The sequence below is a fragment of the Dactylosporangium fulvum genome, assembly GCF_025137375.1.
GTDB classification, from domain to species: domain Bacteria; phylum Actinomycetota; class Actinomycetes; order Mycobacteriales; family Micromonosporaceae; genus Dactylosporangium; species Dactylosporangium fulvum.
Map to the genome: position 1 here is coordinate 10,386,855 of NZ_CP073720.1, position 23,038 is coordinate 10,409,892.

General features: G+C 69.9%; 23 protein-coding genes. 6 read left to right on the forward strand and 17 right to left on the reverse strand.

All coding sequences use genetic code 11. The features are described from left to right. Positions 1 to 38 precede the first annotated feature (38 nt). Complete coding sequence (locus Dfulv_RS47915; RefSeq protein WP_259860444.1) at positions 39 to 1,181, forward strand: hypothetical protein; 1,143 nt, start codon at positions 39 to 41, stop codon at positions 1,179 to 1,181. 104 nt (positions 1,182 to 1,285) lie between these two features. On the opposite strand, the gene fbaA is transcribed toward Dfulv_RS47915, so the two are convergent. Then, complete coding sequence (gene fbaA, locus Dfulv_RS47920; RefSeq protein WP_259860445.1) at positions 1,286 to 2,311, reverse strand: class II fructose-bisphosphate aldolase; 1,026 nt, start codon at positions 2,309 to 2,311, stop codon at positions 1,286 to 1,288. 233 nt (positions 2,312 to 2,544) lie between these two features. Here fbaA and Dfulv_RS47925 point away from each other — a divergent pair, with 233 nt between their 5' ends. After that, positions 2,545 to 2,760: a hypothetical protein gene (locus Dfulv_RS47925; RefSeq protein ID WP_259860446.1), complete on the forward strand. Its 216-nt coding sequence runs from the start codon at positions 2,545 to 2,547 to the stop codon at positions 2,758 to 2,760. 3 nt (positions 2,761 to 2,763) lie between these two features. Here Dfulv_RS47925 and Dfulv_RS47930 read toward each other — a convergent pair whose 3' ends face one another. The 5 genes from Dfulv_RS47930 to amrS all read right to left on the reverse strand — a co-directional run bounded on the left by Dfulv_RS47930 (position 2,764) and on the right by amrS (position 7,209). Further along, on the reverse strand, positions 2,764 to 3,810 hold the full coding sequence (locus Dfulv_RS47930; RefSeq protein WP_259860447.1) for an LCP family protein: 1,047 nt from the start codon (positions 3,808 to 3,810) through the stop codon (positions 2,764 to 2,766). Then, a complete protein-coding gene (locus Dfulv_RS47935; protein WP_259860448.1) occupies positions 3,807 to 4,307 on the reverse strand; it encodes a SigE family RNA polymerase sigma factor in 501 nt (166 codons plus the stop codon). Before Dfulv_RS47935 ends, Dfulv_RS47930 begins: the two co-directional genes overlap by 4 nt. A gap of 66 nt (positions 4,308 to 4,373) precedes the next feature. Further along, positions 4,374 to 5,246, reverse strand: a complete 873-nt coding sequence (locus tag Dfulv_RS47940; protein WP_259860449.1) for a phytanoyl-CoA dioxygenase family protein — start codon at positions 5,244 to 5,246, stop codon at positions 4,374 to 4,376. A gap of 131 nt (positions 5,247 to 5,377) precedes the next feature. Continuing rightward, positions 5,378 to 6,148 (reverse strand): AmmeMemoRadiSam system protein B, encoded by a 771-nt coding sequence (gene amrB / locus Dfulv_RS47945; protein ID WP_259860450.1) that lies wholly within the window; start codon positions 6,146 to 6,148, stop codon positions 5,378 to 5,380. Next, on the reverse strand, positions 6,145 to 7,209 hold the full coding sequence (gene amrS / locus Dfulv_RS47950) for an AmmeMemoRadiSam system radical SAM enzyme (protein ID WP_259860451.1): 1,065 nt from the start codon (positions 7,207 to 7,209) through the stop codon (positions 6,145 to 6,147). The genes amrB and amrS overlap by 4 nt, the downstream gene beginning before the upstream one ends. Positions 7,210 to 7,273: 64 nt before the next feature. On the opposite strand from amrS, the gene Dfulv_RS47955 reads away from it, so the two are divergent. Genes Dfulv_RS47955 through Dfulv_RS47965 form a run of 3 tightly spaced genes read left to right on the forward strand, consistent with a single transcriptional unit; the run spans position 7,274 to position 11,914 of the window. Further along, positions 7,274 to 8,635, forward strand: a complete 1,362-nt coding sequence (locus Dfulv_RS47955) for a 3' terminal RNA ribose 2'-O-methyltransferase Hen1 (RefSeq protein WP_259869678.1) — start codon at positions 7,274 to 7,276, stop codon at positions 8,633 to 8,635. Then, positions 8,632 to 11,136 (forward strand): polynucleotide kinase-phosphatase, encoded by a 2,505-nt coding sequence (locus tag Dfulv_RS47960; RefSeq protein WP_259860452.1) that lies wholly within the window; start codon positions 8,632 to 8,634, stop codon positions 11,134 to 11,136. Before Dfulv_RS47955 ends, Dfulv_RS47960 begins: the two co-directional genes overlap by 4 nt. Positions 11,137 to 11,161: 25 nt before the next feature. Beyond that, positions 11,162 to 11,914 (forward strand): DedA family protein, encoded by a 753-nt coding sequence (locus Dfulv_RS47965; RefSeq protein ID WP_259860453.1) that lies wholly within the window; start codon positions 11,162 to 11,164, stop codon positions 11,912 to 11,914. A 17-nt stretch (positions 11,915 to 11,931) separates the two neighbouring features. On the opposite strand, the gene Dfulv_RS47970 is transcribed toward Dfulv_RS47965, so the two are convergent. The 11 genes from Dfulv_RS47970 to Dfulv_RS48020 form a co-directional block, all read right to left on the reverse strand. Beyond that, positions 11,932 to 12,084, reverse strand: a complete 153-nt coding sequence (locus tag Dfulv_RS47970; protein WP_259860454.1) for a hypothetical protein — start codon at positions 12,082 to 12,084, stop codon at positions 11,932 to 11,934. Continuing rightward, on the reverse strand, positions 12,081 to 12,842 hold the full coding sequence (locus Dfulv_RS47975) for a substrate-binding domain-containing protein (RefSeq protein WP_259860455.1): 762 nt from the start codon (positions 12,840 to 12,842) through the stop codon (positions 12,081 to 12,083). Before Dfulv_RS47975 ends, Dfulv_RS47970 begins: the two co-directional genes overlap by 4 nt. A 187-nt stretch (positions 12,843 to 13,029) precedes the next feature. Beyond that, positions 13,030 to 13,686, reverse strand: a complete 657-nt coding sequence (locus tag Dfulv_RS47980) for a class II aldolase/adducin family protein (RefSeq protein WP_259860456.1) — start codon at positions 13,684 to 13,686, stop codon at positions 13,030 to 13,032. A gap of 4 nt (positions 13,687 to 13,690) precedes the next feature. Continuing rightward, on the reverse strand, positions 13,691 to 14,071 hold the full coding sequence (locus Dfulv_RS47985; protein WP_190248465.1) for an ArsR/SmtB family transcription factor: 381 nt from the start codon (positions 14,069 to 14,071) through the stop codon (positions 13,691 to 13,693). A 57-nt stretch (positions 14,072 to 14,128) separates the two neighbouring features. Continuing rightward, positions 14,129 to 14,671, reverse strand: coding sequence for an orotate phosphoribosyltransferase (gene pyrE / locus Dfulv_RS47990; protein WP_259860457.1), 543 nt, complete (start codon positions 14,669 to 14,671; stop codon positions 14,129 to 14,131). A gap of 396 nt (positions 14,672 to 15,067) precedes the next feature. Next, positions 15,068 to 15,865 (reverse strand): SDR family NAD(P)-dependent oxidoreductase, encoded by a 798-nt coding sequence (locus tag Dfulv_RS47995; protein ID WP_259869682.1) that lies wholly within the window; start codon positions 15,863 to 15,865, stop codon positions 15,068 to 15,070. Positions 15,866 to 16,859: 994 nt separating this feature from the next. Then, a complete protein-coding gene (locus Dfulv_RS48000) occupies positions 16,860 to 17,507 on the reverse strand; it encodes a hypothetical protein (RefSeq protein WP_259860458.1) in 648 nt (215 codons plus the stop codon). 47 nt (positions 17,508 to 17,554) lie between these two features. Beyond that, on the reverse strand, positions 17,555 to 17,923 hold the full coding sequence (locus Dfulv_RS48005) for a hypothetical protein (protein ID WP_259860459.1): 369 nt from the start codon (positions 17,921 to 17,923) through the stop codon (positions 17,555 to 17,557). Between the two features lie 24 nt (positions 17,924 to 17,947). After that, positions 17,948 to 20,542, reverse strand: a complete 2,595-nt coding sequence (clpB, locus tag Dfulv_RS48010) for an ATP-dependent chaperone ClpB (RefSeq protein WP_259860460.1) — start codon at positions 20,540 to 20,542, stop codon at positions 17,948 to 17,950. A gap of 81 nt (positions 20,543 to 20,623) precedes the next feature. After that, entirely contained in the window at positions 20,624 to 21,790 is a 1,167-nt protein-coding gene (locus Dfulv_RS48015) for a beta propeller repeat protein (protein ID WP_259860461.1), read from the reverse strand. Beyond that, positions 21,778 to 22,347 carry a DUF1707 SHOCT-like domain-containing protein gene (locus Dfulv_RS48020; protein ID WP_259860462.1) on the reverse strand — a complete coding sequence of 190 codons (570 nt, stop codon included), beginning with the start codon at positions 22,345 to 22,347 and terminating at the stop codon, positions 21,778 to 21,780. Before Dfulv_RS48020 ends, Dfulv_RS48015 begins: the two co-directional genes overlap by 13 nt. A 199-nt stretch (positions 22,348 to 22,546) precedes the next feature. Between Dfulv_RS48020 and Dfulv_RS48025 the strand changes: the two genes are divergently transcribed. After that, on the forward strand, positions 22,547 to 22,978 hold the full coding sequence (locus Dfulv_RS48025) for a hypothetical protein (protein ID WP_259860463.1): 432 nt from the start codon (positions 22,547 to 22,549) through the stop codon (positions 22,976 to 22,978). Positions 22,979 to 23,038: the final 60 nt, after the last annotated feature.

The following is a 23,038-nucleotide window of genomic DNA, read 5'->3' on the forward strand; positions in this document are numbered from 1 at the left end:
TGCAGGGGCACGCACCGCACCAGAGAGGACCCACCCTGATGTTGCTCCATCGGACCTGGCGGAAGCGTGCTTTCGCCACCATCTTGAGTGCCGCCGCCGCAACCGCCACCGTGCTGGCCGGGTTGCCGGCGCCCGCGCAGGCGGCGGCGCTCACCGGGACCATCACGATCACCTCGCCGGTCGGCGGAAAGGTCGCCGCCGACACCGCCAAGCAGGCCATCCTGCTCACCGTGGCCGGGCAGACGCTCTCCGAGGCGCTCGTCACCAGCGTCGACCTGGGCGAGGACACCGACTGCCAGGGCATCACCAGCTACGTCGTCACCGGCCCGACGACCATCGCCGTCAAGACGCCCGCCGGCGGCTGCGCGGCCACCTCGCCAGCACTGACGGCGGGCGACAACATCGTCATCAACTTTGCCGGCTCGAACACGCTGACAAAAACCGGCGGGCTGTTCCTGATCAACCCGCCGGCCATCGCGGCCCTGGCCGACAAGCCGGTCATCGCCGACAACAGCTCACAGCTCCAGACGACGAACCAGGTCCAGCGCTTCGTCACGAACGGCGGGCAGATCGTGCGGGTGAAGGCGGACAGCACGTACGCCTTCGACCCCCGTACGGCTGCCGGCCTGTCCGTCACGTTCAGCGGCAAGCCGGCGACCGAGGTCAAGGTCTACACCAGCGACGGGACGCAGATCCTGCCGAACACGCCGTCGGCGCCGGCCGCCGGGAACTACATGACGTTCAAGACCCCGATCGGGCTGAACGCCAACGACTCCAACATCACGATCACCCAGAACGGCGTGGGCAAGACCTTCACGACGACCGACACCGGCGTGAACGTGGTCGCCGCGCCCACCGTCAGCACGCTGACCGTCACTTCCGGCAAGGCCAGGGGCTCGACGAACACGGTCGTCAACGGCAGCGGATTCAACAAGACACTGACCGACTACACAACCAGCGCGACGTGGGCGGTCCAGTTCTGCGGCGTCGCCGGCACGGTCACTGCCGTGAACGCCACCGGCACGGCGATCACGGTTACCACCCCGGACGTGACCGACACCAGCCCCGGCCTCGGCTCGGGGGTCTTCGCCGGTACGTGCGGCGTGCGCGTCGTCGACGTCACGAACTCGATCAGCAGCCCGCTCACCCCGGGCAGCTACTTCAACTTCCTGGCCGAATAGGCGATCGCGAAAAACGAATAGGCGATCACGAAGACGAGTAGGCAGCCACGAAGAACGGCCCGGCACCCTTCGCGTGAAGGGGCCGGGCCGCTGTGCTGTCAGACCTACTTCGACAGGGTCGTGCCGGTCGAACGCAGGTGCTCGCACGCCTCGACGACGCGCTGCGCCATGCCGGTCTCGGCGGCCTTGCCCCAGGCGCGCGGGTCGTACGTCTTCTTGTTGCCGACCTCGCCGTCGACCTTGAGCACACCGTCGTAGTTGGTGAACATGTGCGCGGCGACGGGACGGGTGAAGGCGTACTGCGTGTCGGTGTCGATGTTCATCTTGACCACGCCGTAGTCGAGCGCCTCGCGGATCTCCGAGAGCAGCGAGCCCGACCCGCCGTGGAAGACGAGCGAGAGCGGCTTCTCCTTGCCGTACTTCGCGCTGACCGCGTCCTGGATCTGCTTGAGGATCTCGGGACGGAGCTTGACGTTGCCCGGCTTGTAGACGCCGTGCACGTTGCCGAAGGTCAGGGCGGCCATGTAGCGGCCCTTCTCGCCGAGGCCGAGCGCCTCGACCATGGCCAGGCCGTCCTCGACGGTGGTGTAGAGCTTCTCGTCGATCGCGCCGACGACACCGTCCTCCTCGCCGCCGACGACGCCGACCTCGATCTCGAGCACGACCTTGGCCGCGGCGGTCCGCGCCAGCAGCTCCTCGGCGATCTGGAGGTTCTCGGCGAGCGGCACCGCCGAGCCGTCCCACATGTGGGACTGGAACAGCGGTTCTTCGCCCTTGGCGACGCGCTCCTGCGAGATCGCGAGCAGCGGCCGGACGAACTTGTCGAGCTTGTCCTTCGGGCAGTGGTCGGTGTGGAGGGCCACGTTGATCGAGTACTTCTTGGCGACCTCGTGCGCATAGGCGGCAAACGCGACCGAGCCGGTGACCATGTCCTTGACGGTCGGGCCGGAGAGGTATTCGGCGCCACCGGTCGAAACCTGGATGATGCCGTCGCTCTCGGCCTCAGCGAAGCCGCGCAGGGCCGCGTTGAGCGTCTGCGACGACGAGACGTTGATCGCCGGGTAGGCGAACGCGCCGGCCTTGGCACGGTCGAGCATCTCAGCGTAGACATCGGGCGAGGCGATGGGCATGACGGCGCTCCTTGGCTGTCTGGATCGTGCGGTATGGAGCCGACAGGCACGGCTCCACGAGGACCGCGCTGTCCTGCACGAAGTATCTCGCAGCGCCGACGGTCCACCGACGCCGGGTGACGGCACGGGGTCGCAATGGACGGTATTTGTCCGGCTCGGAAGCGAACCGGGCGATTCAGTCGTACGGTTGAGGGCGGCCGAGGAGGAGCGACGACCACAGGGAGAGTGCGGCGATGACCCAGCCCGACGAGGAACTGGTGACGCTCGACGACCGGCTCGACCCCGACACCCGGAACCCGGAGGCGTCACCCGCGGACGCCGCGGAGCAGGCACTGCCTGCCAATCCCCTGGACCGGCCGGCCACGGCACACCCCATGCCGTGGGAGGCGAACGAGTACGACGCCGTCGAGCAGGACCGCGAGGTCGACCTGGACGACGAATACCGGTAGCCGTCAGGAGGCGTATTCCGGGTGGGCGGCCAGCCAGGCCGGGACGGTTGCGGTGCGCAGGGCCGTGAACAGGTCGGCCGCGTCACCGGACAGCACCACGGTGCCGTTGTCGAGCCGTGTCGGCAGGCGGATGCCGCGGAGCTGGCCGTTTGACATGTGGCCGAGCTGGATCGCCAGCGCCGGGAGGGTCTGACCGCGACCCAGGTGCAGATCCAGCGCCTGCGCCGCCACCGGCAGCGCCTTCGACAGCGTGACCGGATCCGACAGCTCGGCCATCAGGGCCGACAGCAACTGGCGCAGGTGCCGGTCACGGTCCTCGGCGCCGCCGGGCAGCGAGTTCCGCTGGCGGACGTAGTCCAGCGCCTCCCATGCGGCGAAGTGCCGGCAGCCCACCTCGTAGACGACCGGGTCCAGGCCCGGGTTGCCGGTCCGCGGGACCACCCGGCCCGAGCGGTCGTAACCGAGGTGGATCGACTCCGTGCGCTGGTCGACGCAGAGGTCCACGCCGCCGACCGCACGGGTGATCGCCTGCATGGCGGCGTAGTCGACCACCGCACCGCCCTCGATCGGCGCGCCCAGCAGCGTCGACACGATCTGTTCGGTCAGGCTGTAACCGCCGAAGAGGTACGCGCTGTTCGCCCGCTGCGGGCCGAAGCCCGGCAGGTCGACGAGCAGGTCGCGCGGGATCGAGACCTGGAACGTGGTGCGGGTGGCCGGGTCGACGTGCACGAGGAGGATCGCGTCGGCGCGCACCTGCTCACCGGCGCGGGCGGCCTGGCGGTCGGTGCCGAGGAGCAGGAAGTGCATCGAAGCGCCGCCACCGTCCGTCAGCAGGTCGGCCGGCGTGGAGTGCTCGCGTGACGAGGGCAGCACAGCCAGTACTGTCGCGAAGGCCAGAACGACGAGGGCCGCGGCGGACGACAGGAACCGGCGACGACGGACCCGGCGACGACGGGCGCCATCGTCGATCGCGGACCGGAGCTCGGCCGTGGCCTGCGGCGCCAGCGTCTCGTGGCGGGCGAAGGTGTCGCGGAGCAGGTCGTCGATCACCGCTCGTCGCCTCCGCTCAGGGCGGGCACGACCTCGACGCGGAGCGTGGCCAGCGCGCGGGAGATCGACGAGCGAACGGTGCCGACCGCACAGTCCAGCACCTCGGCGATCTCGTTGTCGGTGAGGCCTTCGTAGTAGCGCAGGACGAGCGCCGCGCGCTGGCGGCGGGGCAGCCGGCCCAGCCAGATCCACATCTGGTCGCGCTCGACGGCATGCTCGGCGTGGTCGGGCTCGACCTCCCGGGCCGGCGGCGCGAACCCGCCCAGCACGACCCGGCGCAGCCAGGAGCCGCGGTGCAGGTCGACGTAGGCATTGGTGATCATGCGTTTGACGTATCGCTCGGGCGCGTTGGACGCGGCGACCCTGCGCCACTTGAGCTGGACGCGGATCATCGTCTCCTGCACGAGGTCCTGCGCGGTGTGCGGGTCACCGGTGAGCATGACGGCGTATCGCAGGAGCGCCTGCAGCCGAGCGTCGACGAACTCCTCGAACGTCAATACGTCCCCCAATGCAAGCCGGCCCCGACCCTATGACGGACCGAGGCCGGCCGGACATTGCACCGGCTACGGAATCAGCGGAGGGTAGTCGGGGTCGAGCAGACCGCGGTCGAGCAGCTCGGTGTAGAGCGGCGTCGTCTCCGGGTAGTGGCCCCACGAGTGGTCGCCGTCGCTGCCGCCGACACCGCCGAGCAGCTGCTGCTGGACCGGGTTGAGGTGCGCCCACCAGGGCTTGCCGGGCAGCGCGCCGACCTCGTCGCGGATGCTGATCCAGCGGTACGTGTAGCCGAGGAACACGCACTTGCGCGTGATCTCCGAGAGGTTGTCCGAGCGGGCGTGCCAGATCCGCCGGTCGAAGAACACCACGTCACCCGCGTTGACGGTGACCTGCCGCGCGCCGTCCGGGGTCGGCCACGGCACGTCGCGCTTCGGCGGGCCGGGCAGCCAGTTCGTCTTGTGACTGCCGGGGATCAGGGTCAGGTTGCCACGACCGGTCTGCGAGACGTCCGACAGCCAGTAGGCGAGCTTCACCGAGAGGCGAGGCCGCGGATCGGTCTCCAGCTCGCGGTTCTGCCGGCCGCCGTCCTGGTGCCAGTGCCACCAGTCGGGCTTCGGCGCGGTCAGCGGCGGATGCACGTCGAGGTGCGAGTGGTAGATGTGGATGTTCCACCCGAGGATCGACCAGACCAGCGGGAACGTCGCGGGATGGTCGATCAGGTCGACAAGTTCCGGGCAGCTGGCCACCGCGCTGAGCAGATGCAACGAACCGTCGGGGGCGTGCGGGTGCCTGGCGTGGGCGGCGTCGAGCACGGAGGAGTAGTGACGCACTTCGTCGGGGCTGAGGACACCCCGCAATACGAGATAACCGTCCGTGTCGAACTGTTCGCGCTGCTCGCTGGTGATAGGCGCCCAGGTCTGCGCGGCCGTCGTGACTGACATGGCCCCGTGTCTCCAAGTTCCGGCGCCGTCCGCAGGCGCCTCCAATCCAGTGACGTTTCCGGGAGACCACTCCAGCGGTCGGCCGTTCGGCCATGCTCTTTTGGACATTCCGCACGCAACGGATGATGCGTCTAAACCGTCAGTGACGCCGCCAGGTAGCCGACGACCCGGTCCCGGGGACCGCCCTCGTCGGCCGAGGTCGCCAGATGGAGCACGGTCGCGGAGCGCCGGTTCGAGGCGGCCCAGGCGAGCAGGCCGCGCAACGCGTGCCGGCCGCACGCGTCCCGGGAGCCGATGCGGGTCGGGGAGAGCGCGACGATGGCCGCCACGGTGGCCACGTCACGCAGCCGCGCATCCTCCTCGGTGAGGTAGTGCGAGAGGTCGGTGCTGCACAGCACGACCGTGTCCGGCCGGCTCACGGCCGCCACGACGGCGGCGATGTGCTCCACTGTGGACTGTCCAATGCAGATCGGCAGCAGCCGCACGTCCGGGAGTTGTTGCAGGAACGGCACCTGCACCTCGATCGAGTGCTCCGGCGCGTGTGGCCGGTCGTCGGCGATCGCGAGCCGGCGCGCGACGAGCTCGCGCGCGCCGTCGGTGTCGATCGCGATCGGCCCGAGCGGCGTGGCCCAGCGCCCGTCGGTGGGCACGGCGGCGCCGCGCAGTGGCACGCGGTGGGCCGGGCCGAGGACGGCGACCCGGGCAGGCCTGCGGACCGCCAGGCGCCGGTGGACGTGCGCCGCGGTGCGGCCGGACCAGCGGTACCCGGCGTGCGGGACGATGTAGGCGTCGGCGCCGTCGGCGGACGGTTCCGGGACCGACGAGAGCAGGTCTTCGACCATCGCCTGCAGGTGCGAGGGCGAGGCCGGATAGAAGATGCCGGCCACCGCCGGTCGCCTCATCCGATGCTCACCGGCAGGCGCCGCCGCCCCCACCCACCGGGCGGCCCGTCGAACACGCCGGGGATGGCGTGTCCACAGTGGACGCAGTGACCGTCGTCGGTGAGCTCGTAGGAGCGCAGATCGTACCAGTCGCGGACGATGACGGGCGTCGCGCAGCCGGGGCAGCGCGTCGACTGGCCGTCGGGGTCGTGGACGTTGCCGGTGTAGACATACCGCAAGCCGGTGTCGAGGGCGATCTTCCGTGCCCGGGTCAGCGTCTCCGGCGGGGTGCGCGGGACGTCACGCATCTTGAAGTCGGGGTGGAACGCGGAGAAGTGCAGCGGCACGTCGGGCCCGAGGTGCTCGGCGAACCACGCGCACTGGCGGCGCAGCTCGTCGTCGCTGTCGTTGCGCCCCGGAATCAGCAGCGTCGTCACCTCGAACCAGACGTCGGTGGTCCGAAGGTACTCCAGGGTGTCGAGCACGGCGCCGAGCTTGGCGAAGGTGATCTTCTCGTAGAACCGGTCGCTGAACGCCTTCAGGTCGATGTTGGCCGCGTCGATGTGCCGGTAGAACTCCTCCCGCGGCGCCGGATTCATGTATCCGGCCGAAACCGCGACGGCCTTGATCCCGCGGGCCCGGCAGGCGTCGGCGACGTCCATCGCGTATTCCATGAAGATGACCGGGTCGTTGTAGGTGAACGCGACCGAACGGCAGTCCAGCCGCTGCGCCGCGTCGGCCAGATCCTCCGGACCGGCCGAGGCGGCGAGGGTGTCGATCTCGCGGCTCTTCGAGATGTCCCAGTTCTGGCAGAAGCGGCAGCCCAGATTGCACCCGGCGGTGCCGAACGACAGGACCGGCGTGCCCGGCAGGAAGTGGTTGAGCGGCTTCTTCTCGATCGGGTCGACGCAGAAACCGGACGACCGGCCATAGGTGGTCAGGACGATCTTGTCGCCGGCGCGCTCCCGCACGAAGCAGAAGCCGCGTTGCCCCTCGTGGAGACGACAGGCCCGCGGGCACACGTCGCACTGCACCCGGCCGTCCTCCAGCCGGTGCCAGTGCGCGGTGGGCACCACTGCCATACACCGACTGTACGCCCGGAAAAACCAGCGGTACCGGCGAAAGAACAGCGTCATCATGACCATCGTGCTGATCACCGTGACGACCACCCACCGACCCGCGACCGATCTGGGCTTCCTCCTCGTGAAGCATCCCGACCGGTTGCAGTCGTTCGACGTCGCCGGCGGCACCGCGCACGTCTTCTACCCGGAGGCGACCGAGGAGCGCTGCACGGCGGCGCTGCTGCTCGACGTCGACCCGTCCGCCACGCGGCAGCCCCGCAGCGAGACCTTCACCCTGCACCAGCACGTCAACGACCGGCCGTACGCCGCGTCGAGCCTGCTGTCGGCGGCCCTCGGCAAGGTCTGGCGCACCGCCCTGCGCGGCGACTCCCGCGACCGGCCCGAGCTCGCGGCCACGGCGATCCCGCTGGAACTGCACATCCCGGCGCTGCGCTGCAAGGGCAGCGCCGAGGAACTGTTCGGCCCGCTCGGCTGGACGGTCGCCGCCACCCCGATCCCGCTGGACCCGCAGCGCCCGGAGTGGGGCGACAGCCGATACGTCGACCTGCGCCTCACCGGCACACTGCGGCTCGCCGACGCATTGAACCAGGTGTACGTGCTGCTGCCGGTCCTCGACGACGCGAAACACTACTGGGTCTCACCCGACGAGGTGGAGAAGCTCCTGCGCGCGGGCACCGGCTGGCTCGCCGGTCACCCGGCGAAGGCGTTGATCGCCCGCCGCTATCTGGCGCACCGCAAGGCGCTGACCAACGAGGCCCTCGCCCGGTTGTCCGATGTGGACTCCGCCGTGGACGTGGAGCCTCCCGCGGAAGCCGCACCGCGCCCGGAGTCCCTGGTCATCCAGCGGCGCGCGGCCGTGCTCAAGGCCCTCGCCGACGCCGGCGCGACGCGGGTGCTCGACCTCGGCTGCGGCCCCGGTGCACTGCTGGGCGAGCTGGTGCGCGACCGGAGGTACACCGAGATCGTCGGCGCCGACGTCTCGACCGTCGCCCTCGAGATGGCCGCCCGCCGCCTGCATCTCGACCGGCTCCCGGACCGGCAGAAGGCCCGCATCCGGCTGCTGCAGACCGCGCTCACCTACCGCGACGACCGGCTCAAGGGCTACGACGCCGCGGTGCTGATGGAGGTGATCGAGCACGTCGACCCGCCGCGGCTGCCGGCGCTCGCGGCCGGGGTGTTCGGGCACGCGGCGCCGGCCACAGTGGTCGTGACCACGCCGAACGTCGAGTACAACGTCCGCTACCCCGGCCTCGCGCACGGCCACATGCGCCACAGCGACCACCGGTTCGAGTGGGACCGTACGCAGTTCCGCGCCTGGTCCACCGACACCGCGGCCCGCTTCGGCTACACGGTGACGATCAGCGGCATCGGCGACCACGACGAAGAAGTCGGCTCCCCCACCCAGATGGCGGTGTTCAGCAAGTGAAGATCCCCGAGCTGTGCCTCGTGGCACTCGTCGGCGTCTCCGGCTCCGGCAAGTCGACGTTCGCCCGCAAGCACTTCCTGCCCACCCAGGTCCTGTCCTCCGACGCGTTCCGGGCGCTGGTCGCCGACGACGAGAACGACCAGTCGGCCTCCGCCGACGCGTTCGCAGCACTGCACTTCGTCGCCGGCAAGCGGCTGGCCGCCGGACGGCTCACCGTGGTCGACGCGACCAACGTCCAGCCGCACGCCCGCCAGGCCCTGGTGGCGCTGGCGCGCGAGCACGACGTGCTGCCGGTCGCGATCGTGCTCGACGTGCCGGAGGACGAGTGCTGGGCGCGCACGCAGGCCCGCCCGGACCGCGACTTCGGCCGCCAGGTGATCAGCCGGCAGCAGCGCGACCTGCGCCGCTCGCTGAAGCACCTGGGGCGGGAGGGCTTCCGGCAGGTCCACGTGCTGCACGGCGTGAACGAGATCAACACCGCCGAGATCGGCTACGAGAAGCTGTTCAACGACAAGCGGGAGCTCACCGGGCCCTTCGACGTCATCGGCGACGTGCACGGCTGCCGCGCCGAACTGGAGCTGCTGCTCGACCGGCTGGGATACACGCTCACCCGCGACGCCGCGGGCCGGCCGGTCGACGCCGCGCACCCGGAGGGCCGCACCGCCGTGTTCGTCGGCGACCTGGTCGACCGCGGCCCCGACTCGCCGGGTGTGCTGCGGCTCGTCATGGGCATGGTCGCGGCCGGTCACGCGCTCTGCGTCTCCGGCAACCACGAGGCGAAGCTCCTTCGCAAGCTGCGCGGCGCGAACGTACAGGTGGCACACGGCCTGCAGGAGACGTTGGACCAGCTGGCCGGCTCCGACCTCGACCCGACGCCGTTCCTGGACGGTCTGATCAGCCACTACGTGCTCGACGGCGGCCGGCTGGTGGTCGCGCACGCCGGGCTCAAGGAGGCCTACCACGGCCGCGCGTCGGGCCGGGTCCGCGCCTTCGCGCTCTACGGCGACACGACCGGCGAGACCGACGAGTACGGGCTGCCGGTCCGCTACCCATGGGCGACCGAGTACCGCGGCAAGGCCATGGTCGTCTACGGCCACACACCGACGCCGACCCCGGAATGGGTCAACAACACGATCTGCATCGACACCGGCTGCGTCTTCGGCGGTGCGCTGACCGCGCTGCGGTACCCGTCGCGTGAGCTCGTATCCGTGCCGGCGCTGGCGGAGCACTACGCGCCGGTACGCCCGCTCGTGAGCGCCGTGCCGGCCGGCGACGACGCCGGGCTGAACCTCGCCGACGTCACCGGGCGGCGCAGCCTGGAGACGCCGGCCGGCCGGGTCACGGTCGCCGCCGAGAACGCCGCGGCGGCGCTGGAGGTCATGAGCCGGTTCGCGGTCGACCCGCGCTGGCTGGTGTGGCTGCCGCCGACGATGGCGCCCTCGTCCACGTCCACGCAGGAGGGGTACCTCGAGCACCCGGTCGAGGCGCTCGGCGATTACGCGAAGGCGGGCGTGCCGCGGGTGGTGTGCCAGGAGAAGCACATGGGCTCGCGGGCCGTCCTCGTCGTGTGCCGCGACGAGGACGCCGCCGCCCGGCGGTTCGGCGTCGACACCGGCGCGGCGGGGACGATCTACACGCGGACCGGCCGGCCGTTCTTCCCCGACGCCATGAACACCGCGCTGCTCGACGGGGTGCGGAAGGCGGTCGGCGCCGCCGGGCTCTGGGACGAGCTCGGCAGCGACTGGCTGCTGCTCGACGCCGAGGTGCTGCCCTGGTCGGCGAAGGCGGAGCCGCTGATCCGCGAGCAGTACGCGAGCGTCGCCGCGGCCGCCGGTGCCGCGCTGCCGGCCGTGCGGGCCGCGCTCGCCCGGGCGGCCGGCCGAGGGCTGGACGTCGCCGCGCTCGAGGCCAGGTTCGCGGAGCGGGCTGGGTCCGTCGCGGCGTTCACCGACGTCTACCGGCGGTACTGCTGGCCGACCGACGGGCTCGCCGGTGTGCGGCTGGCGCCGTTCCACGTGCTGGCCAGCGCGGGTGCGAGCCACGCACGACGGGGCCACGAGTGGCACCTGGCGCTCGTCGACCGGCTCGTCACCGCCGACCCGGAGCTGTTCACCACGACCCGGCGACTGGTCGTCGACCCGTCCGCGCCCGACGACGTGGCGACGGCGACGCGCTGGTGGCTGGAGCTGACCGCGAGCGGGGGTGAGGGCATGGTCGTCAAGCCGGCCGAGGACGCCGGTCCGCGGGTGCAGCCGGCGATCAAGTGCCGCGGTCGCGAGTACCTCCGGATCATCTACGGCCCCTCGTACACCGAGCCGGACCGTCTCGCCACGCTGCGCAACCGCAACCTCGGGCGCAAGCGCGGCCTCGCTCTGCGAGAGCAGGGGCTGGGCCTCGCCGCGCTCGACCTGCTGGCCGAAGGTGCCGCCGCGTGGCGGGTCCACCAGCTGGTTTTCGCGGTACTCGCATGTGAAAGCGAGCCGGTGGATCCACGGTTGTAGCGTGGCTCACGTACCCTGGTTCGCCGTGGAAGAAAAGACGCGCGCCTTCGGCGACCTGCTCTCCCTCAACCCGCTGGACGCGAAAGGGCTGCTGGGCACGTTCGGCGTGATCGGCGTCTGGGTCATCATGTTCGTGGAGACGGGCCTCCTCGTGGGCTTCTTCTTCCCCGGAGACTCACTACTGTTCCTGGCCGGCGTCGCCTCGTCGCCGGCCGCGACCGACCTGCTGGGCGACCAGCTCAGCCTGACACAGCTGCTCATCGGCGCACCGATCTGCGCGATCGTCGGTGCGCAGCTGGGCCACTACCTAGGTGCCCGCTACGGCCGGCAGATGTTCGACCGGCCCAACTCCAAGATCTTCAAGAAGGAGTACGTCGAGAAGGCCGAGTACTACTTCGAGAAGTTCGGTCCGGCCAAGGCCGTGGTCCTCGCCCGGTTCATCCCGATCGTGCGCACCTTCCTCAACCCGGTCGCCGGCGTCGTCGGCATGTCGGCCCGGCAGTTCTTCCTGTGGAACGTCATCGGCGGCATCCTGTGGACCGACGGCATCATCTTCGTCGGCTGGGCGCTGGCGAAGCAGATCCGCCAGCTGATCCCGCCGGAGAAGATCGACACGTACCTGCTGCCGGCCGTGCTGTTCATCGTGCTGCTCTCGGCGATGCCGATCTTCATCGAGATCTTCAGGGGCTGGCGGGAGCGCCGCCGCGGCCGCGCCGCCGCGGAGCCGGTCGCCCCGGAGGGCACCCGCCGTCCGGGCGCCCACCGCGTCCCGGAGTAGCGCTCAGCCGGACCTGATCAACGCCTGAACGACCGGCCTCCGGTGGTGGCGGCTATCTCGTCCAGCTCCTGCTTGTTGACATCGGGCCCCACCCCCAGCAGCACCACGCGAATCGGCCGGGTGGGGTCCGTCGCCCGTTCCAGCTCGAGCTTCAGCGTCTCCAGGCTCATGCCCGGCTTGCTGTCCGCTTGGCGAACGCCTCGCGGTTGGCGGCGGCGCCGAGCGCGGCGCGGAACCGCTCGGCGGCCTGCACACTCACCCGCGGCTTGCCGGCGACAACGGCGAACGGGTAGTCGAGGGTGACCGCCGGTTCGAGCGGAAGGGTGACCTGCCCGCCGTCGGGGCCGGCCAGCACCGCCTGCTCGCTCGTCAGCGACACCTGCCGGGCCGGCGCCTTGAGCAGCGCGGCGGCATCCGGGGCCACGACGAGCTTCGCGGGTTCGGTGACGATGGCGTCGTACAGCAGCCCGGCCCCGGCCAGGCCGGCGGTGCTGCGGCGCGGGTCGACGGAGCCGACCTGGAGTTCCTTGGCGCCGACCTTGGCCAGCAGGGCGGCGACCTGCTGCGCGCCGACCGTGCCGGCGCCGAGCGACTTGGCAACCGGCTCGGCGGCGGCAACAACCACCAGGCTCGCGGCCACCGGCGTCGGGTCGGCCTCGAACGCCTCCCGATTGACGCCCTGCATGCGGGTGATCCAGGCGGAGGAGTCGGGGATCCAGACGGTGGGCACGTCGGCGTCGGCCGGCGAGGCGGCCGCGGTGGCGGCGACGTTGATGGTGCCGCCCGCCCGAGCGGCGAGCCGGTTGGCGACGTCGGCGGGCTCGGCCGCGTCGACCTTGACGGTGATGCAGTCGCCGTTGACCTCGGGCCTGGTGGCGGAGAACCGGGCGACGGAGACGGTGATCCCGCCCGGAGCAGTCGCCGGCACGGCCGGCCACGGTTCGTACAACCACAACCCCTGCGGCGGCGAGGAGCACGACTCCCGGCGATCAGCGTGCGTTCACGTTCGCTCCCCCACTTGACCTGCGGTTCTTGACCGGCGGCTCAACTGGAGGACGAGTGTAGGCGAGGGATCGTTCAGGTTTAGGGGTGACTTTTGAGGTGACTGCGCGGCGCTACGCGGTGGCGTTCTCGGCGTCCAGCCAGGTCGTGGGCAGCGGCTCGGGGGTGCGGCCGAGCAGCAGCGCACGATACGTCATCCGGGCGGCCTCTTCGAGATAGAAGGCGCGCTTGTGGGCCAGCTCGATCGAGTCGGCGATCACCGAACAGCCGTGGCGGGACAGCACGACGCAGTTGGTGCCGTCGGAGCAGGCCTTGGCCGCGAGGGTGCCCACCTCGGCGCGGCCGGGCGGGATGAATGGCATGGTGGCGACCCGCCGCAGGTAGAAGGCGTGGTCGGTGGTGAGGAGCTGGACCGGCACACCGATCGCGTCGAGCAGCAGGACGGTCTGCGGGTGCAGGTGCACGACCGCGTTGACGTCGGGGCGGGCGCGATAGGTGGCGAGGTGGAGCGCGAGCTCCGATGACGGCGCGGCCTTGGTGTCGGACGAAGTCCTGTCAAGTGCCGCGCCGTCGCTGATTCGGATCCGAACGAATGAACCACGGTCGAGTCGGTCGAGCCATGTCCCGGCCGCAGTTACCCAGCATTCGTCGGCGTCCGGTGCCCGAGCGGAAAGGTTGCCGCCCGAGCCCACTACGAGTCCGGCCTGCACGACCGCGTGCCCGACATGGGCGAGCTGATCGCGCAGATCGCCGGTCTCGTTGTTCTGCAAGGCCTTACCGAGGAGCCTTCTTGGTCGCACGCTTGCGCGGCGGGGTGAGAAGGTCGGCGATGGTGCCGATCGCGGAGGGCACCAGGCGGTAGAACGCCCACACACCCCGCTTCTCGCGCTCCAGCAGTCCGGCCTCGGTCAGGATTCGCAGGTGGTGGCTCACCGTCGGCTGCGAAAGGCCGAGCGGGGCCGTTAGGTCACAAACACATGCCTCGCCATCGGGCGCCGACTGGATCAGGCTCAAGAGCCGGAGTCGGGCCGGGTCAGCGAGTGCCTTCAGGACGCCGGCAAGACGCTCGGCATCGGCGCGGTCAATCGGCTCGCCGGCAAGCGGCGAGATCTGGGGCAGGGTCATCTCAGCCAGCGCAGTTCCCACGTTTTCCATCCTTCCACCAACACCATCGATCCGCCTGCATATGCGCAGGTCCGAATCGACAATTTTTCAGCCCTGTTGGCCGAGGTCGGCCAACGAAAATACTGAGCGATAGCTCAGCCCCGCGGCGCGAACCGCCTTTTCCGCGCCACGATCGACGATAACGGCCACACCGACCACTTCGGCGCCGGCCTCCCGCAGCGCCTCCACGGCTGTGAGGACGCTTCCCCCTGTTGTGGAGGTGTCTTCCACCGCCAGTACGCGTCGGCCGGCAACGTCGGGTCCTTCGATCCGTCGTTGCAGACCATGAGCTTTATCACTCTTTCGGACGACGAACGCGTCGAGCGTCCGCCCACCACGGGCGGCCGCCGCATGCAACATCGCGGTGGCCACCGGGTCCGCGCCGAGGGTCAGCCCTCCCACGGCGTCGAACTCCCAATCGTCGACCAGATCCAGCAGAACCCGGCCGACGAGCGGTGCACCAGCATGGTGCAGCGTCAAGCGACGAAGGTCCACGTACCAGTCGGCAACTTGTCCTGACGACAGCGTCACCCGCCCACGCACAACGGCGAGATCACGCACGAGTTTCAGCAGGTCGTCACGGTCGGTCATGACCGAAGCGTACGCGCTCAAGCGCCTCGGCGAATCGATGACCCGCACTCTCGCACCAATTTAGGTCCGTCAAGGGGACGAGGAGGAATACGAAGGTGATCGCAGCGATCACCGCGAGTAACACGAGGGGTGACGGCGACGGGGGATTTCGGAGCACCGATACACCCTTCTCTCACCGTGGATGATCTCGGCGACACGCCGGTCACACTGCGTTGACCTGCGGAAATACGGAGTCGATCGATCCAGTCGGCGCGACGGCCGGGCACGGCGGCACCAGCCTGGGAGATTACCGGAGGACGTGACCACAATCATGCTCAATACACAGCAGATTCAATGCTTGCTGTACTGCACGTATCTGCCCAGGTGGAGGAGGGTGCGCGCCGGGTGGAGGAGAGCTCAATGCTCCTCACGGCCGATGCGACCGCGGGTGTCCCGGGAGACCCGGTGCACCAGCCCGCGCGGGGCGTGCCGGACGGCGAAGGTCGTCAGCTTGTACTTCCAGCCGGGCACGCTGACCATCTTGCCCTTCCGCAGGTCCCGCAGTCCGGCCCGGACGACGTCCCGCGCGTCCATCCACAGCCACTCGGGGGTCTTCGACATGTCGATCCCGGCCCGCTGATGAAACTCGGTGCGGGTGTACCCCGGGCACAGCGCCATCACGCGCACGCCCATGCGGCGCACCAGTTGTGCCTGCGACTCGCTGAAGTTGGTGACCCAGGCCTTGCTCGCCGGATACGTCGAGCCGGGCATCAACGCCGCGAAGCCGGACACCGACGAGACGTTGACGATGTCACCCTGCCCGCGGGCGGCCATCACCGGCAGGGCAGCCAGGGTCAGGCGCATGACAGAGTGAACGTTGAGCCGGAGCAGCATCTCCTCGAGCTCGACGGTCGAGCGCAGGAACGACCGGTTGAGGCTCATCCCGGCGTTGTTGATCAGAAGGTCGACGGGCCGCTCGGCGTCGGTGAGACGCGCGGCGACGGCATCACACCCGGCCGCGGTCGAGAGGTCCGCCGGCAGGACCGCGACGTCGACGGCGGAGAGCTCCTGCGCCATGCCCTTCAGCCGCTCTTCGTCCCGGGCGACAATGACGAGGTCGTACCCTTCGGCGGCCAGTTCCCGCGCGAAGGCGGCCCCGATGCCCGCGGTGGCCCCGGTGATGAGCGCGGTTCGCCGTTCGGTCACGGCGGCAATCTATCCGCTACGCCCACAGTTGCGAAACCATTGACCTGTTCACTCCACCGACGGCGAACTGCGCCCAGCGATCGTGACCATCTGCGCTGTGACCCCAGCCCCGAATGTTGACAGCCAGCCAGTCGCTCCGAGCCAGTCGCTCCGAGCCAGTCGGGGCGGCCTGCCAGTCGGGGCGGCCAGGCACTCGGGGCGGCCAGGCGTTCCTCGATCGACCGAGCGCTCTCGGGGCAGTCGCGCTCTCTGGGCGTCGGGCTCGGACGGCCGCTCGTTCTCGGGCAGCCCACTCTTTTCTCGGCAGCGGGCTCACGGGCGACGGGCTCTCGGGCGGTTGCTCGTTTTTGGCACGGCACCCTCCCCGAACCACTCGCTCAAACCGTGATCGTGGAGTCTGGTGGTGGCCAGGACCACCATAGATCTCCACAGTCAGGCCCACATGTCGACGGCCGGTCCGCTCGAAGCACCGGGCACTCTTCGACGGCCCAGCCCAATCGGAGTTTCGGCATCCAAGCCAACGGATCCCTTACGCCGGACGCCCTCGGGCGTCCGACAACCCGTTCGGCAACGCCTGGCACAGGTCCCCGAACAGCCGCAGCCGATTGGAAGGCACGGCCGGCGGGCAGCTTTCGGCGATCTTCGCCGACGGCTACCGCGCCTCACTGGCGGACGGTGGTGCAGCACCTTCACACGGCAGCCCGGTGGCCCAAAAAAATTGACCTTGGTCGAAATCCGTGGCCCTGGCCACCGAACTCCACCAAGGTCAACAACTTCTCCTCAAGATTGCGACTAAACCGCGATCTTGAGACGGAACCTGGTACCGATCTTGATGTGGACCGCGTGCTGACCTTGAGGTAGACGCTAGCGCTGACCTTGAGGCAGAGCTGTGCGGTGATCTTGGTTGGTGCCAGGTGCTGGTCTTGGCGTAGGACCAGGCGCCCCAGTCGCGGCGGGTAGGCCGATTCCGACCCCGGAATCGGCCTACCCGTCGATCATGCGGTCAGGGCGTCGGCGGGCCGGGCGGTGGCGTGTCGCCCGGAGCACCAGGGATGCCGGGGGTACCGGGCACGGGCGGCTCCCATTCCTGCTGGACAGCGCGGAAGTACGGGTGCGACTTCGGCAGCGCCAGCAGGATGATCGCAACCAGGATCGCGATCACCGTCAGCACGCTCACGATCGTGGTCACCGGCTGGTACCAGCCCGGAACCTCGGAGTAGAGCAGTTCGTTGTACCGCTCCCAGGTTGGCAGGGACGGATCGTTCTTGCGGGCCTGCTCCCAGAAACTCGCGCCGAGCAGCGCGAAGCCGAACGCGCCGATCGTGCAGCACAACGCGAGACCGCCCACCACCCAGGTGAGAATGCGGGCGATCTGCTTGCCCTGGCCGACGAAAAAGGCGAGGACGCCCAGCAGGACCGCGATCACCAAGCCGACGATGATCGAGACGACCGAGGACACACCCTGGCCGGCGTTGGCCTGAGAGGTGCCCTCGACGGCCTTCTCCGCACCCTCCGCGAGCTTGCCCGCGTAGACGGCGCCGAGAATGACATAGATCAGTTCGAGCGCCGCTGCCACGTACAGCAGGTTGACGGCGAGACTGACAGTGGATGGACGGACACGTGGCGCCGACGCGGGGGCGGCGGATGTCATCGGATCTCCTCCCGTGGTTCGTTGAGGATCACCGTATCGATGCCCGGCTAATCACGCAGCCGCTCCGAGGCATACCGTCCCACGGTCGTGCTGCCCATGATGCAGCCGTTGAAGGTGGTGACGGCGTCGTCCTGCCCGGCCAGACGCTGCCAGGCGGCCTGGCCGGCGTCGGCGTTGATGTGCGTGAGCAGCTCAGCGGCGAACACCCGGCCGGCCGGGGTCGCCTTGCCGAGCAGGGCCTCCAGCTTGGGGCGCAGCTGTACGCCGTGTTGCCGGAGGCCCTCCTCGACCGTGAAGTAGGCCTTGGTGGCCGGCAGGAGCGTGCCGGCGATGCCCACCCCGCCGAACGCCAACGTGTCCGCATCGGCGAGAAGCCGCAGTTCGTCTTCGAACGCGCCGCGCTTGGTCCAGAGCATCGCCCGTACACCTCCCATGTGCAGTTAACCGGCCGACACGGTCAGCGCCTTCTTGTCGTCCGCCAGGTCGACGACAACCTTGTCGCCGTCTCGGATCGCTCCGCCGAGCAGTGCCTTGGCGAGCTGGTCGCCGATGGACGTCTGCACCAGGCGGCGCAGCGGGCGTGCGCCGTACACCGAGTCATACCCAAGACTCGCCAGCCAGTCACGCGCGGCGTCGGTGACGTCGAGCGCCAGGCGTCGTTCGGCGAGCCTCCGGCCCAACGCATTGAGCTGGATCTCTACGATCGCACGCAGGTCCTCCTGCGACAATGCGTCGAACACCACCATGTCGTCGAGCCGGTTCACGAATTCCGGCTTGAAATGCTGCCGGACCGCGGCGATCACCGCGTCGTGGCGCTGCTCGGCGTTGAGCGTCGGGTCGTCGGCCAGCACGTCCGTGCCGAGGTTCGAGGTCAGGATCAGGATCGCGTTGCGGAAGTCGACCGTGCGGCCCTGCCCGTCGGTGAGCCGGCCGTCGTCGAGCACGGCGAGCAGCACGTCGAAGACGTCGGGGTGGGCCTTCTCGACCTCGTCGAGCAGCACGACCGTGTACGGCCGGCGGCGGACCGCCTCGGTGAGCTGGCCACCCTCCTCGTAGCCGACGTAGCCGGGCGGTGCGCCGACGAGCCGGGCGACCGTGTGCTTCTCGCTGTACTCGCTCATGTCGATGCGGACCATGGCGCGCTCGTCGTCGAAGAGGAACTCGGCGAGCGCCTTCGCCAGCTCGGTCTTGCCGACGCCGGTCGGGCCGAGGAACAGGAAGCTGCCGGTCGGGCGGTCCGGGTCGGAGATGCCGGCCCGGGCACGGCGCACGGCGTCGGAGACCGCCTGGATCGCCCGGTCCTGGCCGACCACGCGGGTGCGCAGCGACTCCTCCATGCGCAGCAGCTTCGCCGTCTCGCCTTCCAGGAGGCGACCGGCCGGGATGCCGGTCCAGGAGGCGACCACCGCGGCGATGTCGTCGGCGGCGACCTCCTCCTTGAGCATCGCGCCCGCCGCCTGCAGGCCCTCGAGCTCCCGCTCCGCCTGCGTGAGCTCGTGCTCCAGCTGTGGGATCACGCCGTACCGCAGCTCGGACGCCTTCGCCAGGTCGATGTCACGCTCGGCACGCTCGGCCTCGCCGCGCAACTGCTCCAGCTGCTCCTTGGTGTTGGAGATCTTCTGGATGTGGGCCTTCTCGTTCTGCCAGCGGCCGGTGAGCTCGGTCAGCTGCTCGCGCCGGTCGGCGAGCTCGGCGCGCAGCCGCTGGAGCCGCTCAGCGGAGGCCGGGTCGGGCTCCTTCGCCAGGGCCATCTCCTCGATCTCGAGCCGGCGCACGCTGCGCTCGACCTCGTCGACCTCGACGGGCCGGGAGTCGATCTCCATGCGCAGCCGCGAGGCGGCCTCGTCGACAAGGTCGATCGCCTTGTCCGGCAGGAAGCGTTCGGTGATGTACCGGTCGGAGAGGCTCGCGGCGGCCACCAGCGCGGCGTCGGTGATCCGCACGCCGTGGTGGACCTCGTAACGTTCCTTCAACCCGCGCAGGATGCCGATGGTGTCCTCGATCGACGGCTCGCCGACGAGCACCGGCTGGAACCGCCGCTCCAGCGCGGGGTCCTTCTCGATGTGCTCGCGGTACTCGTCGAGCGTGGTCGCGCCGACCATCCGCAGCTCACCGCGGGCGAGCATCGGCTTGAGCATGTTGCCGGCGTCCATCGAGCCCTCGCCCTTGCCGGCGCCGACGACCGTGTGCAACTCGTCGAGGAAGGTGATGACCTGCCCGTTGGAGCCCTTGATCTCCTCGAGGACGGACTTGAGGCGCTCCTCGAACTGCCCCCGATACTGCGCGCCGGCGACCATGGCGCCGAGGTCGAGGCTGACGAGGCGCTTGTCGCGCAGGGACTCCGGCACGTCGCCCGCCACGATCCGCTGGGCCAGGCCCTCGACGATCGCGGTCTTGCCGACGCCCGGCTCACCGATCAGCACGGGGTTGTTCTTGGTACGGCGGGAAAGCACCTGGATGACGCGGCGGATCTCCGAGTCGCGGCCGATGACGGGGTCGATCTTGCCGTCGCGGGCGGCCTGCGTCAGGTCGACGCCGTACTTCTCCAGCGCCTGGTAGGTCTGCTCCGGGTCGGCGCTGGTGATCCGCCGGTCGCCGCCGCGCACCTGCGGAAACGCGGCCACGAGCGTCTGCTCGGTGGCGCCGGACTCCTTCAGCAGCGCCGCCACCGCCCCGCCGACCCGGGCCAGGCCGGCCAGCAGATGTTCGGTGGAGGTGTACTCGTCGCCGAGCGGGCGGGCGATCTGTTCCGCCGCCGCGATCGCGTTGGCGAACTCGCGGGCGATGTTGGGCTCGACGACGCTGGCGCCGCGGGCGCTCGGCAGCCGGTCGACCGCGTGCAACGCGGACCGGCGCACGTTCGCGGGGTTGGCACCGACCGCCCGCAGCAGGCTCGCGGCGGTCGACCCGCCGGTGTCCAGCAGCGCGAGCAGCAGGTGCCAGGGCTCAACGGTCGCGTGTCCGCGCTGGCTCGCCGCGTCCACGGCGGCCTTGATGACCTCGCGACTCTTGGTGGTCAGGCGTTCGGCGTTCATGGGCTCCTCGTTCCAGTGCTACCCGTCCTGTGGGTACGACACCTACGAGGTTGAGTCTATTCCACTCAAGTCTGAATGTGGCTATCTGGCGGTGACCGCAACTCGCGACCAGTCGCAGTTGGGCTGCACCTTTTCCGCGAAGGCGCACAGCCAAACCTCGCCGGACTGTTGGGCCGGGTAGCCGAGGATGGTGGTCGCGTCGAGCCGGCGCAGCCGGAAGACCGTGCGGGCGGCCTCGTCACGGACGCGCTGGGTCAGGTTGACGAGCCAGACGCCCTGGCCGCTGGCGACGAGCAAGTTGCCGCCGCCCAGCACTTCGGCGCTGTAGACCTCGGCCACCTCACGCATGACGGTCGCCTCGGTCCACTTGCCGGCGCCGGTCCACATCGCGGCAAACCGACCGCCGACGAGCCAGACCACGGAACCACCGGGGTCCACGGCGAGGCGCGGCTCCACGGCCGGGTCCTGCGGGTGGACGCTGCCCTCGGAGACCCAGTGCTGCCCCTTGTCGACGCTGGTCCAGACGCTGATCGTGGCGACGGGCGGGTTGGCCGTGTTGTCCACGGCCTTGGCCGACAGCCAGAGCTTGCCGTCGTCCGTGGCGGCGAGGCTGGTGAAGACGTGGTTGCCGACCGGCTTGCCGGGCAGCGCGGTGCGGGTCCCGTCGTCCGCGACCTGGGTCAACTGCCGGGTCGGGCACTCACTGGCACCGACGTCGGGGCAGCTCGCCTGATACTTCGGCTCGGCGAGGTTGAGCTCGGACGGCGGCGGCTCGAGCGGACGCTTCTCGAACGTGCGCCCGGTGTCGCGGGAGACGTAGTAGCCGCTCGGCGGAGCCTTGACGATGAGCACGTTGCCCCGGCCGAGCCGCATGTCGACCTCGGTGGCGTCGTCGAACGGCAGCTTGCGGGCGACCCAGCTGTAGCCGCCGTCGAGCGTCAGCACCAGCCCGGCCTTGCAGGCCAGACCCGCGACGCACGACGTGAACAGGGCATATCCGGTGTCGGCGTCGGTGAACTCGATGGCGCGCGGCGACGTGCCCTTCGGCACCGGGACCACGGATTGCCGGTTACGCGGGTCTACGCTGCCGGTCGGGGCGGGGGGAACCTCCTCGTAGGAGACGTCCGGGGCAGGCTCCTCGGACTGCGCGGACTCGTCGGGCCGGCAGCCGCCCGCGGTGAGCGTTGCGCTCAGAACGGCGGCCAGCGCGACGACCACGGCTCGCCTGCGGGCTGCTACCAACGCCACCACCAGAAACGCCGCTGGTAGCGCACGCGCACGCTGCTGCTGCGCAGCTCGCCGCTGATCCGCAGGACGACACCGAGGCCCTGCACGTCGTAGACGGCCGGCACCTTCAGCCGCACGCTGCTCGAGTGGTTGTCGATGCCGTCGACGTCGGCGGAGCCGCCCCGGGGCAGCACCAGGTCGATCGAGCTGGCCTTGGCCTGGATCTGGACCTCGACCTCGTTGTGCGTGAACACGGCCTCGGTGAAGTCGAGCTTCACCGAACCGGAGCGGGTCTCGATGCTCAGGCGGCGCGGCACCGTCCAGCGGCCCTCGCGCTTGAGGCTCGACGCGCGGTTGCGGATGGGCATGACGTCGGGCACCTTGGCCGAGATCTGCGCAGGAAGGTCGCCCACATAGGGCTCGAGCTCGCCGTGGGTGCGGGACCGCAGGACGCCGTCGACGCGCTCCTCGAACTCGGCGAGCGTCAACCGGCCCTCGGCAACAGCCGCGTTGAGCTGGGCGACGACCTTCTCACGCTCGGCATCTGAGAGGCGCATGTCCGGGCGCTCGCTGCTCACGACGACACTTTAGACCCCTGGCCAGTCGTTGACATCCCAGGTTTTGTGCAGTGGGAAGCAGGAAATTTACCGACTTTTGCCCGTATCCGGAGCGTAACCAAACCCTTCGGCTCTTCCGCAGCCGCCAGGTGGCGGGCTACGGTGTCGCCGGACCCAGGACCTCTGGCGATGACAAACCCGCTGGCCACGGGAGCAGACGGTGAGCGTGCAACAAGCGGGTTTCCGAGGTTTCGCGAACCCGGTCGACCCTACTCCGGCCGAGCTGCGCGCGTGGGCCTACCACCCCGACGCGGCCGTGCTGCAGACGATGCCGCCCGACTGGGATCTGCTGGTGGCCGGCGACCGGCTGATCGGCACGCTGTTCGACCTGGCCATGGACCCGGCGTGCCCGGCACGCCGATTCGCGCTGCACTGCCTGTACATCTACGCCGCCGACGGCATCCGCACACACTTCCGCGCCCACCCGAAGCGGCGCCTGAAGAAGTTCGTCGAGCAGGCCGAGGGGCGCGGCGACGAGCTGCTGGCCACGTGGGCACACAACACGCGAATGCTGCTGGCCCGGCCCGAGCTGTTCGAGTATCACGACTGGTGTGAGGGCGGTCTGGTCCGCTCACCCCGCCGCATAAGTTGAGAGGACGCCGCGAACGGCATCCTCTCAAACTTGACCACACCCCTGCGCGTGCACCCCGGT

Coding starts and splice junctions, on each gene's coding strand:
- Dfulv_RS47915 (WP_259860444.1), top strand. CDS start 39: ATGTTGCTCCATCGGACCTGGCGGAAGCGTGCTTTCGCCACCATCTTG.
- fbaA (WP_259860445.1), bottom strand. CDS start 2,311: ATGCCCATCGCCTCGCCCGATGTCTACGCTGAGATGCTCGACCGTGCC.
- Dfulv_RS47925 (WP_259860446.1), top strand. CDS start 2,545: ATGACCCAGCCCGACGAGGAACTGGTGACGCTCGACGACCGGCTCGAC.
- Dfulv_RS47940 (WP_259860449.1), bottom strand. CDS start 5,246: ATGTCAGTCACGACGGCCGCGCAGACCTGGGCGCCTATCACCAGCGAG.
- amrB (WP_259860450.1), bottom strand. CDS start 6,148: ATGAGGCGACCGGCGGTGGCCGGCATCTTCTATCCGGCCTCGCCCTCG.
- amrS (WP_259860451.1), bottom strand. CDS start 7,209: ATGGCAGTGGTGCCCACCGCGCACTGGCACCGGCTGGAGGACGGCCGG.
- Dfulv_RS47970 (WP_259860454.1), bottom strand. CDS start 12,084: ATGAGCCTGGAGACGCTGAAGCTCGAGCTGGAACGGGCGACGGACCCC.
- Dfulv_RS47985 (WP_190248465.1), bottom strand. CDS start 14,071: ATGGAAAACGTGGGAACTGCGCTGGCTGAGATGACCCTGCCCCAGATC.
- pyrE (WP_259860457.1), bottom strand. CDS start 14,671: ATGACCGACCGTGACGACCTGCTGAAACTCGTGCGTGATCTCGCCGTT.
- Dfulv_RS48000 (WP_259860458.1), bottom strand. CDS start 17,507: ATGACATCCGCCGCCCCCGCGTCGGCGCCACGTGTCCGTCCATCCACT.
- Dfulv_RS48005 (WP_259860459.1), bottom strand. CDS start 17,923: ATGCTCTGGACCAAGCGCGGCGCGTTCGAAGACGAACTGCGGCTTCTC.
- clpB (WP_259860460.1), bottom strand. CDS start 20,542: ATGAACGCCGAACGCCTGACCACCAAGAGTCGCGAGGTCATCAAGGCC.